The sequence below is a fragment of the Armatimonadota bacterium genome, from assembly GCA_029907255.1.
Classification (GTDB): domain Bacteria; phylum Armatimonadota; class UBA5829; order DTJY01; family DTJY01; genus JAIMAU01.
In genome coordinates, this window is sequence record JARYMF010000016.1 from 16,196 (window position 1) to 29,915 (window position 13,720).

General features: G+C 46.0%; 11 protein-coding genes. 3 read left to right on the forward strand and 8 right to left on the reverse strand.

The genetic code is table 11. The features are described 5' to 3' along the window. The first annotated feature begins 35 nt into the window (after positions 1–35). Both QHH26_12290 and QHH26_12295 read left to right on the forward strand, forming a co-directional pair. Positions 36–1,385 (forward strand): Gfo/Idh/MocA family oxidoreductase, encoded by a 1,350-nt coding sequence (locus QHH26_12290; GenBank protein ID MDH7482736.1) that lies wholly within the window; start codon positions 36–38, stop codon positions 1,383–1,385. Positions 1,386–1,460: 75 nt separating this feature from the next. Next, positions 1,461–2,354, forward strand: coding sequence for a sugar phosphate isomerase/epimerase family protein (locus tag QHH26_12295; protein MDH7482737.1), 894 nt, complete (start codon positions 1,461–1,463; stop codon positions 2,352–2,354). 73 nt (positions 2,355–2,427) lie between these two features. On the opposite strand, the gene QHH26_12300 is transcribed toward QHH26_12295, so the two are convergent. Further along, positions 2,428–3,105, reverse strand: coding sequence for a DUF1080 domain-containing protein (locus QHH26_12300; GenBank protein ID MDH7482738.1), 678 nt, complete (start codon positions 3,103–3,105; stop codon positions 2,428–2,430). Between the two features lie 270 nt (positions 3,106–3,375). On the opposite strand from QHH26_12300, the gene QHH26_12305 reads away from it, so the two are divergent. Then, on the forward strand, positions 3,376–4,245 hold the full coding sequence (locus tag QHH26_12305) for a glycosidase (GenBank protein MDH7482739.1): 870 nt from the start codon (positions 3,376–3,378) through the stop codon (positions 4,243–4,245). A 32-nt stretch (positions 4,246–4,277) separates the two neighbouring features. On the opposite strand, the gene QHH26_12310 is transcribed toward QHH26_12305, so the two are convergent. The 7 genes from QHH26_12310 to QHH26_12340 all read right to left on the reverse strand — a co-directional run bounded on the left by QHH26_12310 (position 4,278) and on the right by QHH26_12340 (position 13,608). Beyond that, complete coding sequence (locus QHH26_12310) at positions 4,278–5,666, reverse strand: hypothetical protein (GenBank protein ID MDH7482740.1); 1,389 nt, start codon at positions 5,664–5,666, stop codon at positions 4,278–4,280. A gap of 6 nt (positions 5,667–5,672) precedes the next feature. Then, the gene (locus QHH26_12315; GenBank protein ID MDH7482741.1) at positions 5,673–6,584 is read right to left on the reverse strand and encodes an FAD:protein FMN transferase; all 912 of its coding nucleotides are present in this window, start codon (positions 6,582–6,584) and stop codon (positions 5,673–5,675) included. A gap of 104 nt (positions 6,585–6,688) precedes the next feature. Further along, on the reverse strand, positions 6,689–7,996 hold the full coding sequence (locus QHH26_12320; protein ID MDH7482742.1) for a Gfo/Idh/MocA family oxidoreductase: 1,308 nt from the start codon (positions 7,994–7,996) through the stop codon (positions 6,689–6,691). Between the two features lie 19 nt (positions 7,997–8,015). Then, positions 8,016–9,278, reverse strand: coding sequence for a Gfo/Idh/MocA family oxidoreductase (locus QHH26_12325; GenBank protein ID MDH7482743.1), 1,263 nt, complete (start codon positions 9,276–9,278; stop codon positions 8,016–8,018). A 2-nt stretch (positions 9,279–9,280) separates the two neighbouring features. Continuing rightward, positions 9,281–10,645 carry a ThuA domain-containing protein gene (locus tag QHH26_12330; protein MDH7482744.1) on the reverse strand — a complete coding sequence of 455 codons (1,365 nt, stop codon included), beginning with the start codon at positions 10,643–10,645 and terminating at the stop codon, positions 9,281–9,283. Between the two features lie 64 nt (positions 10,646–10,709). Continuing rightward, on the reverse strand, positions 10,710–11,540 hold the full coding sequence (locus tag QHH26_12335) for a serine protease (protein MDH7482745.1): 831 nt from the start codon (positions 11,538–11,540) through the stop codon (positions 10,710–10,712). Between the two features lie 16 nt (positions 11,541–11,556). Continuing rightward, positions 11,557–13,608, reverse strand: a complete 2,052-nt coding sequence (locus QHH26_12340) for a PDZ domain-containing protein (GenBank protein MDH7482746.1) — start codon at positions 13,606–13,608, stop codon at positions 11,557–11,559. Between the last annotated feature and the right edge of the window lie 112 nt (positions 13,609–13,720).

Here is a 13,720-nt window from a genome sequence, read left to right on the forward strand (position 1 = left end):
ACATAGGCAATAGAAAAAGTTTGGAGGCTTCATAAATGGAAGCAAAAAAGGCTCATAAATTGAGCAGGCGTGATTTTCTTAAGTCATCTTCGGCGATGGCACTAACAGCGGGCATGGGCTTGTCTGTTAGCCACGCTGCTGCACAGGAGGTAAGAAAAGTGGTTTCAGCAAACGAGAAAATCGTTCTTGGTTGTATTGGGCTTGGTGGTCGCGGAATGGGCGTCATGAACGGATTCATGAGATACGAAGACGTGGAAATTGGGGCAGTCTGCGACGTAAGCGAAGAACGACGGAATGCGGCTGTTGAAAAGACCGAAGGCAAGGCAAAGGCATTCAAAGATTTTCGCGAGGTGTTGGAGCAGAAGGACATCGATGCAGTGGTTATAACAACACCGCCTCATTGGCATCCTCTAATGTCTATTTATGCTTGCCAGGCTGGGAAGGATGTCTACTGCGAAAAACCAATTTCGCGCTATCCAGCCGAAGCAATTGCGATGGCAAAGGCAGCGCGGGATAATAAGCGCGTGACGCAAGTGGGGACACAAATTCACTCCTTGGACAACTTCCGCCGGTGTGTCGAAATTGTTCAATCAGGTAAGCTTGGGAAAGTAATGGCTGTTCGTGTGATTTGTACTATGAACGAGTATCCTGGGGGCATAGGTAAGACACCAGATTCCGAGCCGCCTCCAGGATTGGATTGGGATGCGTGGCTTGGGCCTGCGCCAAAAGTGCCATATAATGAAGCACGATTTAAGTTTCACAGGTATTTTAAAGATTATGTGGCAAGCTGGCTAAGTGAACTGGGTCCTCATATTCTTGACCTTGCTTTTTGGGCAATGGATCCAGGACAGCCCCTATCTGCATATGCTACCGGTGGAAGGTTTGTGGCTGACGACATTAGCGATATCCCCGACACAGTAGATGCAGTTTGGGAATTCCCTGGCTTCACTATGTCGTGGATAAACATGTGTGGAAATAGCTATAACTTCGACTTTGGCGGTCCACCTGATGGAGGGCGAAGACTGGGCGTAATTTTCCATGGGACTGATGCTACCTTGCTGGGTGATTATGGCAGCCATAAAGTGGTTGTTGAAAAGCAAAAGATGAAGGAGGGCGAAGAATTCACTCCTCCGCCTCCAACGATACCTTCGTCGCCAGGTCATGACAGGGAGTTCTTGGATGCAATTAAAACCCGGCAGCAACCATCATGCAATTTCGATTACCATTTGCCAATAGCTATTGCCATCGACATTGCGCATATTTCAATGAAAGTAGGGCGCAAGGTTCGTTGGGATGCAAAAAAGGGTGAAATAATTGGCGACAAGGAAGCCAACGAACTCGTAACGCCAGTCTATCGAAAGCCCTGGGTGTTTCCCAAAGTGTAACCGGATTGGAGTAAAGGAACAACTAGGTTAATTGTTTAAAAATTTCCATCACTCCAAACTCTAGAGGAAAATGTTATGAAAAGACGTGAGTTCTTGGGGCGGGCAGCTAAGATTGCATTGGCGGCTGGCTTGTCACCAAGCTTAATATCATCGGAAACATTTGCCAAGGAGGAAAGTTCAGTGTCAAAATCCGAGCTTAAAAAGGCGCTGGTTTTCGGCATGCTACCAGGCAGCCTGAGCATTGAAGATCGCATGAAGCTTGCGCGAGATTGTGGGTTTGACGGCGTCGAAGCGCCGCCTTTGACGGATTCAAAAGAGACCGAGGCTATGCGTTTGGCAGCAGAGAAAGCAGGCATAGAAATTCACTCGGTAATCTACGGCGGTTGGGGAAAGCCACTATCCGCTGCGGATGAGAAAACGCAGGAAGAAGCAGTCCAAGCTGCCAAAGAAGGGCTCAGAGGAGCGAAGGAAATGGGTGCGGCTTGCCTCCTGCTTGTTCCAGCAGTGGTCAACGAACATACACGATATGAGGACGCATATCACCGTTCTCAGAAAAATATTAGGCGCATCATCCCGACGGCAAAGGATTTGAATGTTACAATTGCGATTGAAAACGTATGGAATAACTTCCTGCTAAGCCCAATGGAATTCGCACGATATGTAGATGAGTTTGATAGTCCGTTTGTCCGAGCGTACTTCGATGTCGGGAACGTTGTGGCGTTTGGCTGGCCGCAGGACTGGATTCGCACGCTTGGAAAACGAATTTACAGGGTTCATGTAAAAGATTTTAAAAAGGATACTCGTGAATGGAAAAACCTGCGTGAAGGAAGCGTTGATTGGATTGAAGTCCGCAAGGCGCTCGACGAAGTAGGTTATAAAGGTTATTTGACAGCAGAGCTTCCGGGCGGGGATGCCGCATATCTAAAAGATGTTGCCATTCGCATGGACAAAATAATAGCCGGCGAATAGCGTGAAGCAGGGACAGCCGGCTGTCTGCAAGCCGGCTGTCTTTTTTTGACCAAAAGTTTATATTCCAGAGCCCCTAGAGCTCGCGGATGCGTATATTTCTGAACCAGATTTTACCGCCATGGTCCTGGAAACCAATATGTCCGGAACGGGGCATATCTTTGTAAGCGGTATTGAACTTGTTCTTTGTACCATCGGGGTTTTTATGCGAAGTTGTCCACCTGTCGAGGTTCATGACAATGATTCGCTCACCATTTAGGTCAACGAGAATCATGTTGTTCTTGCAGGTGAGTAGTAACTTGTTCCATTCCCCAGCTGGCTTGCAAGCGTTCTTTTTTGGTTCTAAACAATCATAGATTGCCCCACAGTCATGCTTGCCTGGATTTTGTACCCCATAAGAATCTAGAAGCTGAATTTCTATCCCCGTTTGCACTGGATCACTCAAGTTTGCCCAGCGGAAAAAGACACCGCTGTTTACTCCTTTTTCAAGCTTGAATTCTAGTTCAAGCTGAAAATTGCCATAGGTCTTCTCAGAAGCGAGATAGCCGCCACCTTTTGCAAGGTTAACAATTGTGCCATTCTCCACTGCCCAACCTTTTGGATCGCCAGTTGCTTTCCATCCTTTCAATGTTTTACCATCGAATAAATACTTCCATCCCGATGGGTCGGCGGTGCATTTTGACCCGGCATGGGCAACTGCTATGAAGCACAAAAGCAGAATAAGTGTAACAAATGGTGTGTAAAAACGTCTCAAGGTAGATGCCTCCTATTCAAAGTATTCAGCTAATGCTGAACTTGAGCTGTGTTTGATATAACATTCGACGCTTGATGCGTAATTTCCTTATTTTCTTGGGAATATATTAATAGAAATTTTGCTAACCTAGGAAATGCACGATGAATCGGTGCTTGCAGTATTAACGCTTCACATCCAATAAATTGCAAAGGGGGCACTGGGTGTAAAGTGAAATTAATAAATGAAGTTTTCAGGCGTTCGAAGCACAACCCTATAATAACTTTTCGTGATATGCCGTATCTTTGCCAGGCGGTTTACAACCCTGGGGCAGTTCTCGTCGGAAATGAAACAGTTTTGCTCCTAAGAGTAGAGGATTTGGAAGGTAAATCACACCTGACTGTAGCCAGAAGTGTTGATGGGATAACTGACTGGCGAATTGAGCCTGACCCACTGTTATCTCCTTCGCAAAATGCTTCTCCTTACGAGGAGTATGGCTGTGAGGATCCTCGAATAACCTATTTGGATGACCTAGGGCAGTATGTAATTGCCTATACTGCCTATTCTCCTTTTGGCGCAGGCGTAGCGCTTGCAACTACAAAGGATTTCAAAAGCGTTGAACGCATTGGTTTGGCGCTGGCACCGAGCAATAAAGATGCAGCGGTGTTTCCGCGAAAAATTAACGGCAAATATTGGATGCTCCACCGGCCAGAGGCAGGGCAAATACAACATATTTGGTTGACCGAATCGACTGACCTTATACATTGGGGCCGACCTTGGTGTGTTCTTATGGAACGCGGTGGGCCGATGTGGGATGGAAGTAAAGTTGGCACAAACACTGTGCCAATTGAGACACCTGAAGGTTGGCTCGTATTATACCATGGAGTAAAGGAGTTCGCCGCTGGACCAACCTATCGCATGGGAATGGCGTTACTTGATTTGGAAGACCCCAGAAAAATGATTGCAAGACTTCCTTTTTGGGTTCTTGGTCCCCACGAACACTATGAGGTAAGCGGTGCTGTGCCCAATGTGGTTTTTGCATGTGGACACACGCAGTTTGGCGATGAAATTCGCGTATATTATGGCGCTGCTGACACTTGCGTCTGCCTAGCAACTGCTCATCTTTCGGACTTGCTTGAGTTGCTTAGAAAATACAGAATTTGAAAGGGCGAATGTTCACTGAAAGAAAATTGTTATTATTTCTGTTGCCACTTCACAGGTATTCTTACCTCGGCGGACATGGCAACAGCGGGGTAGTTTTTGAAAAACCTTCTTGAATAATCGTCAGCGAGGTTGCGCACGGTAACAACGTTGGGCTTACCTTCTACCTTTAAATGCACTATGTTGCCGTCTACTTCTACATCATTGATTTTGCATGGAGTGACCGCGAAGTTCTCAATACAAGATGCCTTTTTAGGATCAAGCTGCTTATTGAAGACTATTGTAATTAGATTTTTCTTGCCCACTGCATAAAGAGGGCGGGGTTCTAGTTTATAAATATCAAGATTAAGGTGATATTCATATGCGGTGATACCTAGCATTCCTGTTTCTTTTGCTGCTACTTCACATTTACGCAGCCATTCATAGCCACGTAGGCACATCTCTTTTGAGCCGATGTCTGTTTGCATAATAATCGGAACACCTGAAACCTTCCGAACGGCATCAACGAAGGGTTTGTATTTTAATGGGTACTCAGCAGGCAAGTTCGGGTTTGACCAATCTGGCCAATCAGTTTGGATGACATAGACGTCCGGCCGGACGGTTGTTACAATAAGCGGTCCATCCGACCCTTCCCATTCCCTGAGCGTTTCAACGGGATTTGGAACATCATCTGCAATTCCCCAAGCAGCAACCTTAATGTTCGGTCGAGTATTCCTTACTCCGCCTGGGCTGTTTATAATGAAATCTTGGAATGATGCTATGCTTTGGCAACGGAAGTTTATCCATTTCTTATAAAGGTTAGAGTTGGTTTTGTAATAATTCGGGCTTTTTTCATCAAAGAAGTTGGGAATTGACTTCTCCTCTGGATACATTTTAAGGAAGGCAGCTTTACAATGGTCGCATAAACAGCCATAGTAGTCACTTTCTGGTCCATTAACCGCAGGCCAGAATGTTTCAACGATTTCAAAGCCATCGAATGGAATGCGCTTGAGTGTATTGACGACTTGTTCCTTTTTCCACTTGCGGTATTCGGGATTATTCATGCAAAGATATACAAACCCTGCTGCTGCCTCATTTGCCTTTTTTGATTTTAGCTTCATCTGCCATTTTTCTGAGCCTGGTGGTAGTGAAGCAAATGCATATGTTCCATTGCCCCATGTTTCGTACCAAACCGCAATGCCTGCTTTATGGAACTCTTCAATCAATTTGGGATTGACGCTGTTGTCATTGGTAACTATTAGACGGACGGCACCGAATCCGTTCGCTTTTATCTCTAATGCTATGCTCTCCGGACTACGGTCCATATAATAGCTGAAGTTTGGGTCAATTTGGATGCTTCTGGCGAAGGGATTGAGTTTTGCCTCAGCATTGCATGAAAGTAACATAATTGCAAAAATGATTAATATTAGAAATCTGAAATCCATCTGCTATTATTCAAAAACTTTGAGTTCGTTATCCAAAACTTTTGCGCTGTAGTCGGGAAATTCAGCCGCAAGTAGTTCCAAGCCTGGTGTGCCCAGGACAAGTAAAGCGGTTGCAAGAGCATCACAAATTGTTGATGATGGACCTGCGACTGCGGCGATTAATGCTTCGCGAGTTGGCTGCCCACTTCTAGGGTCAATTACATGACAATATTCCACTGTCCCATCGGTGAAGGCTTTTCCATGCGCTGCGGATACAGACAGCGAACTGTTTTCAATTTCAAATATATCAAATGGCTTATTTTTTATGATTGGATGATTTACTGCTATTTTCCACTTTCTTCCATCTGGTTGGGTGCCAATTGCAGAGATACTACTGGTTCCGCCATGAAGAAGGGCGCTTTGAATGCCGTTTTCTCGCAGTATTTCAACTGCTCGTTCAATTGCGTAACCTTTACCAATCGCTCCAAGGTCAAGTTCAACTCCAGGATGATCAAAAGTAATGGTGAATTGCTTAGGGTCTAGGTGGATATGGTCAATTCCTGTGGCGGACCTTGCGGCTTCAATATCACTTGAATCAGGTATTCTACCTTTGCCGCCAACGAAGCCCCAAGCTCTCATTAGCGGTGCGATTGTAATGTCGAACGAATAGGCTGTGCGGTGGCTGATTTCAAGCGCTTGCTCAAGCAACCGAAACATGCGTGGTTCTACCTTGACTGGTCCTTTTGCTCCATGGGTGTTAATCCATGACAGGTCGCTATCCGGACGGTAGAAACTCAACTGCTGGTCAAGTCTTTCAATCTCGGTAATGGCCTCCTCTGCTGCTGATCGTAACCGTAACGGATTATCGCCGTAGAGGACTAACTCAAAGCGTGTCCCCATTGCAGGAATTGATAATTTAACTGGCGATGTTGGGATCATATAAGGTTTCGTTTTCTAATATGTATGAGGTGAACTTGACCAATGAGGAATGAAACGGATGAGAGGAATTAATATTCCTCTCATCCGTTGTTAGTCTTATATTTTTAAGCAATCATCCGCATCTTTTTCGGATCAAAGCGTACGGTCTTGTTCTCGCGGTATGCTTTTACTGCCATTGAGACAATGGTTTGAACTCTAATTCCTAAGTCTATCGGACAATATTGTTTTGCGCCATTTCGAATTGCATCGAACAGGTTCTTGTGCATTTCAACTTGGCTCTCACCGGGGCCCTCGTAAGGCTCATCTTTGGCTTCAACTTCATCTGCAAAGGGTCGCTCGGGTTCTATTCGGACTTTTCCGCCACCGAAATAGAGATTTCCCTTTTGCCCACGTATCATATCTTCTACGCCGCGTTCGTTTACTGTGCTACCAGCGAGAAAGATCATTGTTCCACTTGGGAACTCAACAGTCAACAATGTTGCTTCGGCAACATCCCGTGGCTCACCGTGGCCTGCATCGGTATTGCAGAGTATGCTTCCAATGCAGGTGACCTTGGATGGCCACTCTTCGGTCATTGCCAGTGCAATCATTAATGGATGAAGGCGGTGGGGCCACAAATCACCAATGATTCCTGTGCCGTAATCCCAGAATTTCCTCCATCGGAAGTAGCGTTCAGGGCTGAAGGGCCGCTTGGGTGCATTGCCAAGCCACATATTCCAATCGCATGTTTCCGGAGTCAAATCAGGATCGATGTTATAATTCCACTCGCCGTTGGGGTTATTTCGGCAGTAGCCACCCTGTGCCCAAATCGGCTTGCCAATTCGGCCGGCTTTTACCAATTCACCTGCCTTATGCCATTTCGCATCAGCACAACCTTGCGAACCCACTTGCACAAGCTTTTTTGTACGCTGAGCGGTTTTCCACATGTCAACCGCTTCTTCGAAGTCGTGGGTCATGGGCTTTTCTATATATACATGTTTGCCAGATTCCATGGCGGCAATGGCAATTGGTGCGTGCCAGTGGTCTGGCGTGGCGATTACAACAGAGTCGATATCATTCCGCTCTAGAAGTTTTCGATAATCTTTATAGGCATAGGAACGAGGCAGATTGAGAGCATTTCTTGAGTTTTCTAGGCGCTTGTCCCACACATCGCAAACGGCGACTATTCGGATGTTTTGCTCTTCCTGCATGCCTTTTAAGTGATTGAGGTGGCCTTGCCCCATGCCGCCGACGCCTATTATTCCTACGTTGATGCGGTCATTTGCTCCCAGAACCTTGGGAGATGGAAGTGATTCACCTGCCTGAAGATTCGTGGGAACAATTGAGCCCGCTACAACCCCGGCGGCAGTTACGCCCGCAGCTTTAATAAACTCTCTGCGACTTAGTCTTTTCTTTTTTTGCTTTTCAGACATAGAATTGCACTCCTTATACTTATTTTAGCTCAAACCAGTCTGGCTGGTAGGAAATTTTAGTCCCCGATAGGATTGCCTCGTTAGCTTTGATGGCGACCACCGCTGCTTGGTAGCCTTCGAGTGCTCCGCAGGCTGGTTTGGAACCTTCTCGGATGCTCCTGGTAAAATTCTCTAGCGCGCAATATAAAGCTTCTTTGGTTGGTTCAACTGAACCTTCCTTGCTTGGTTCTTTGCCTGCTTCAAGCAGTTTAGTCGAATCAGCGACCATGCAAATGCCGGTTTCGTCGAAGCATTGTTCTTTCTTGGCGTATACTTCCCATCCAAGCAAGGGTGAGTCTGCTTCTTTTATCATCCAAGCTCGTTTCTCGCGCATCATAAGGCTGCTATTGCTTCCCTGGAACAGTGTATACGCGTTGCTGAATGAGTTGGCTAGCGTGGCTGAGAATATCATGCGCACGTTCTGTGGATATTCAAAGATACACTGTATCGTATCAGGTACATCGCGGCCATCATTCCAGTTTATTATTGAGCCAAACCCGATTACAGCGGTGGGTAGCGAGTTAAGATACCAATTTGCTAAATCTAGATGGTGAATTCCTGTTTCTCCAACTAGGCCAACAGAAGTCTTATTGGAAATTCTCCAATTGAGTTCTGCCTCGCGTTCGGGTGTTGGAGCCATGCGTCGCCAGCTATCTTTCTTGTGCCACTGGGCATGGACCATTGCAGTATTTCCGAGAACGCCGGCCTTTACAAAGTTGGAGACATGCTTGTAAAGAAGGTTCGACCGCCCTTGCTGTCCAGCATAGAATACCTGCTTTGCTCCCTGTGCGGCCATCGCAATGGCCTTTGCATCCTCTATGGTTGAAGCAAGTGGCGACTCACAGTAGACATGCTTGCCGGCTTGCAAAGCCGAAATTACTATGTCTTTATGCAGGTGAGTTGGAGTTGCTACAATAACGGCTTCGACATCAGGCGATTCCAACACTTTCTTGAAATCAGTGAAAGTTCCAGCATTTGGTGCAATTTCCTTTCCTTTATTTAGGAAGGGTTCGTAGGTATCGCAAATTGCCGTTATTTGTGCTGAGGGCATTTTAGAAAGTGTTGATAAAATTTCTCTTCCCCATTGGCCAATTCCGACAACTCCGAACTTCACTGGCGGTCCTGCTACCGCGGTTTCAGTTGCCCCTTCTGCTGCAAAAAGTTCCTCTGCAGCAAAAAGAAGTGCCATTGAAGCTGCTGCACCTTTAATGAAATCTCGCCGATCAATTGCTCCATTGCTCATAGTTACTTCAGCACCTTGATTCTAATATTTCTAAATGCAACCGGGCCATGATCTCCTTGAAGCATAATTGGCCCTGGTTCATTTACTTTATCATCCAATGCGCCTCCCGTTGGCGCGCTAAGCTCCTGGTTATCAATGATTTTTATTCCGTTTAGAATTACGGTTACTTTATTGCCGATTAGTTTGGCTTCGACGGTCTGCCACTCCCCTGGGGCTTTGCTAGCGAATTGGGATGGCGGAATTAGACCGTAAATAGCACCGTTGCCGTGAACGTCGGGGGTTTTTCTATCGAAATCATCGAGAATTTGTATTTCATAACGCCCGCGCAGATAGACGCCGCTGTTACCGCCTTTTGGAATCATGTACTCATAGCGGATGATAAAATCGCGGAATTTTTCATCGGTGATTAAGTCTGAACCACCTTTCCCCATAACCAACATTCCGTTTTGCACTGTCCATGGAGTGGCACCTTCGCGCCTTGGATGCCAGCCTGTAAGGTCTTTGGCGTTTAAGAGCGCTCGAAAGCCCTCTTTCTTTTCTTGCTTAGTAACGGGTGCAGGTGGTGGCAGTGGTTTTGCGTCTCCTTTTGCCAAGCCGAGAACCCATCGAATGCCGCCACGGAGGTGCTTTTTGTAATTCTCAGTTTGCATTAAGTCTTCTCGATGGCCAAGTGAGGTGTAGAAAACACGTCCTTTTCCGTACTGGTGTACCCAGGCAATTGGGTAGTCGCCTGGTTCACCTGAGTTTGGATGCTTATCCAGTGCAATAAGTACCCGGACTTTATCTCTTGACCAATCTTTTAAGAGGTAAATTTCTTCGGTGACTTTAAATTTCGAAGGCAGTTCTTTTGTAGCTGGGTGTTTGGGGTCTTGGATAAGAAGTTCTACTTCTGATTGAGGTCCATGAGAAACGAATTGACCTCCCATCATTTCTCGGAATCCGGCCCAGCCAGGAGAATCGCCGCGTTCACGGAATGTGTCGGTTGCGGCATGTATTCCGACTACGCCTCCACCGGCTTTTACCCAATCGAGGAGCCCCTGCTTATCAGGAAGTGGTAAGTCGCCGCTTGTATTATTGAAGACTATGGCATCGTACTTTTTGAGAGCAGTCGCTGTCATTTTTAGTGCCATTTCTTCGTCTGTGCGCACAAAATCCACTTCCCATTCGCCCGATTCAGTTCCAAGCTTCCTTATCAGTTCTTCTCCTAGAGGTATGGAACTGTGTCGGAAGCCTTTGGTAACTGATATAACGAGCACCGATTTCTTGGGGGATGATGGAAGTGCAAGAGTTGAACCGAGGAAAAACATTGAAAAACAGAATGCAAATGCTAAAGTGCTTATTGCTTTAAGGTTAGGCGTTTGCAACATTGTCGCTCCTAAATAAGAGTAACCGCTTTATTATATCGCGTTAGATTTAAATATACAAGAATGCCTACTGCACTGATTCTGGGACTTGCTTTGCAGCTGCCAGAATGTCGGATGCTGGGAGAATCATTGGCATTATTGGCATATCGTTCATACTAAACATGGAAAACGACGTTTCCCCACCAGCACGCTGCGGAAGAATTCGCATAATAAGTAAGCCAATTACGTTTCCATCGAGCGCGAAGACTGGCCCGCCAAGGTTTAAGTCTCCCACCGACATACCCGTGATATAGAACGTACGTGGTTTTTCTACAATTGCTTGGATGCGTTCAACGCTAGCGGCAATCGTGCGGTTGGCAATCATTCCGAGTCTTGATAGCATTATTGCTTGGTCTAGTAACGCTGGTTTTGCTTGTTTTGAAAGATCCAGTACATTCAGCGGTTTTGTAGGCTTTTGTATCGGACGAATAAAAGCAAGGTCTAGATCCTTGTCTCGCAGGGCAATTTTTGCAGGGATTTCTGTGCCATCCGCAAGGCGAATTTTTAAATCAGTGACCTCGCTAGAAATCTTAAGATTGTATTCGCTGGAGCTCATCATCTTGCTCATCATTTCAGATGGATCTACCGCAGAGAGCGATGCAACTGTGAGACCTGAGGGGTCAATTATGACTCCTGTGGCCTCAGCTTTGTTCTCTTCTTTCGATGCCTCCTCGCCTTCCATTGACATCTCGGTCTTGACGACTAATTGCAGAGTAACAATGGCATCGCCATATTTAGCGATGATATCCTTTCCTGCTTGGGCGGCTTCATCAGCGGCCAGGATTGCGGGAGAAAACAAACTACATAGTACGCACAAAAGTGAAACTCCGACCGCAAATCCAAATCTTTGTGTTTGCATTTTATCCTCCTTAATTTTATGGTACGCGTGGCCAAGTTGGCCTTATTTCTATGAACATTTCTTGGATACCACGCTTAATCTGAAAGACTACCGTTTTCCGTTTTTCGTTTGCTATCTTTGCCATTATTTTCTGGAATTCTTGGACATTTTTCACTTGCTGGTTGTCAACTGTACAGATAAGGTCGCCAATCAAAAGGTTTCCTAAAGCCGCCCAACCGCCTTCGCTGACCGATTCGACAATAACACCTTCTTGATTCTCAGGCCAACCTTCTTCTACCCGATCTAAAAATGCAATGTCGCGAACGATAAAGTCGAAGTTGATATCCTGATATTTTTTCATCTCACGGGGGAGTTTAGGCGAGGCAGGCAACTCCACCGGGACCTTTATTTCTTCATTATTGCGTAGGACAGTAAGCTCTACCTTGGAACCTATTGGGTACTGTCTAATCATTGTAGATAGTACCTCTTCGTCCTCGGGTTGTGAAGCAGGCACTTGCTCGCCATCAACTTTGGTTATAATGTCTCCAACATGGAGATCAATTTTTGCATTTGGGTATACTTTGGTTACCCTGACTCCCATTTTCCCTTCAATGCCTAGCACTTTTGCAAGGTCCCTCGTTAGAACCTGTGTAGACACTGGTAGCCAAGCTTTGCTTAGCTCGAGCCCAGGGTCTTTTAACTCTCTAATTCCTACTTTTACAACCGTAAGGAACTTTTCGGAAGAGCGCTCGAAGGCAACAAGGGTAGGGGTTGGTTCAGTTTTGTCTTTTGTTATCTCTTCAGTTAATTTTGCTAAATCGTGGATATTATTTACTGGTTTGCCGCCTACTTCAATAATAACATCGTTTTCCTTTAGGTTTGGTTTGGCAGTACCAGCTGGTCCGCCCGGACGTACGCTTCTAACAAGCACACCATTACGTGAGTTGCGCTTTAATTCCTTGGCTTTGAGGAAAGTTATATTGCTCGCACAAATACCCCATTGTTTAAATTCCTGAGGTCGGGCTAACGCAGGTTCTCGCTCTTCAGGTACAATAGACAAAACGATTTGTTTTCCATTACGTAAGATTACAGCTTCAACAGGCTTTCCTATCGGAAGCGCTGCCATAATTTGGTTGAATGGTGGGAGCTCCTCTTTGAACCGCACGCTTACGTCGCGCCCGCCGATTTTGAGAAGGATGTCGCCGGATTTGATGCCCGCCTTTTCGGCAGGAGAGCCGGAGATGACGCCACTAATTAATACGCCGTTTTTGACTTTGGTTGATTTTAAGAGTGGCTGAACCCAAACTCCAATCCAGCTGCGAATTATCTTTCCATGTTTTATTATCTGTTCACTTACTTGCTTAGCCAGGTTGCTGGGGATTGCGCCTCCGAGGCCAATTCGAATTTCATTTATGCCAATAACTTCACCATTCAAATTGACGAGAGGTCCGCCGGAGTTGCCACCGTAGATTTCTGCGTCATGCGCTATCCACCGCACCATTGACCCAACATCTTCGCCGTCAAGTTTAAAATCCATGCCCCAAGTTTCTGGCATTACAAGTTCAGTATTGCTTACCACACCCATGGTTACTGATTGAGAGAAGGCTAGGGGACTGCCCATTGCAAAAACGTAATCGCCAACTTTTATTTTAGAAGAGTCGCCGAATTTTGCGGTTGGAAACACTCGTTTTGTTGGCGGGAGGAGCTTGATAACTGCAATATCAGTCATTGGGTCTGTGCCAACTAACTCGGCATCAATTTCTTCCTTGTTTGCAAGGGTGCAGATTATCTGCTTTGCATCACCAGCAACATGATGGTTAGTTATGACGTAGCCCTCTTTAGAGATTATAACGCCGCTGCCAAAACTCTCGCTCTTAGATTCTTTCCCCTCGTAGTATTCGGCGCTCACCACGTGAATTCGAACTAAAGCAGGCTTGACGGCCATAACAGCCTTTTCCATCGCATCTCGAACAAGCTTGGAAGGCGCTTCACCTGCTGCTTGAAGTGGGGTGAATGTAGCAAGAAGGGAGATGTTTATTATGACGAGCAGGATATAGTGCCGAATTTTATTGCACGTGGTGCGTATCATTTAACCCTCCTTATCGTATTTGGGGCAGTGATGGGATTATTATTACAATCATAGACTGTTTATTGAGTGAAGTCAAGGCTGTTTTTCTATTTAAGACAAGGCTAATGAATCT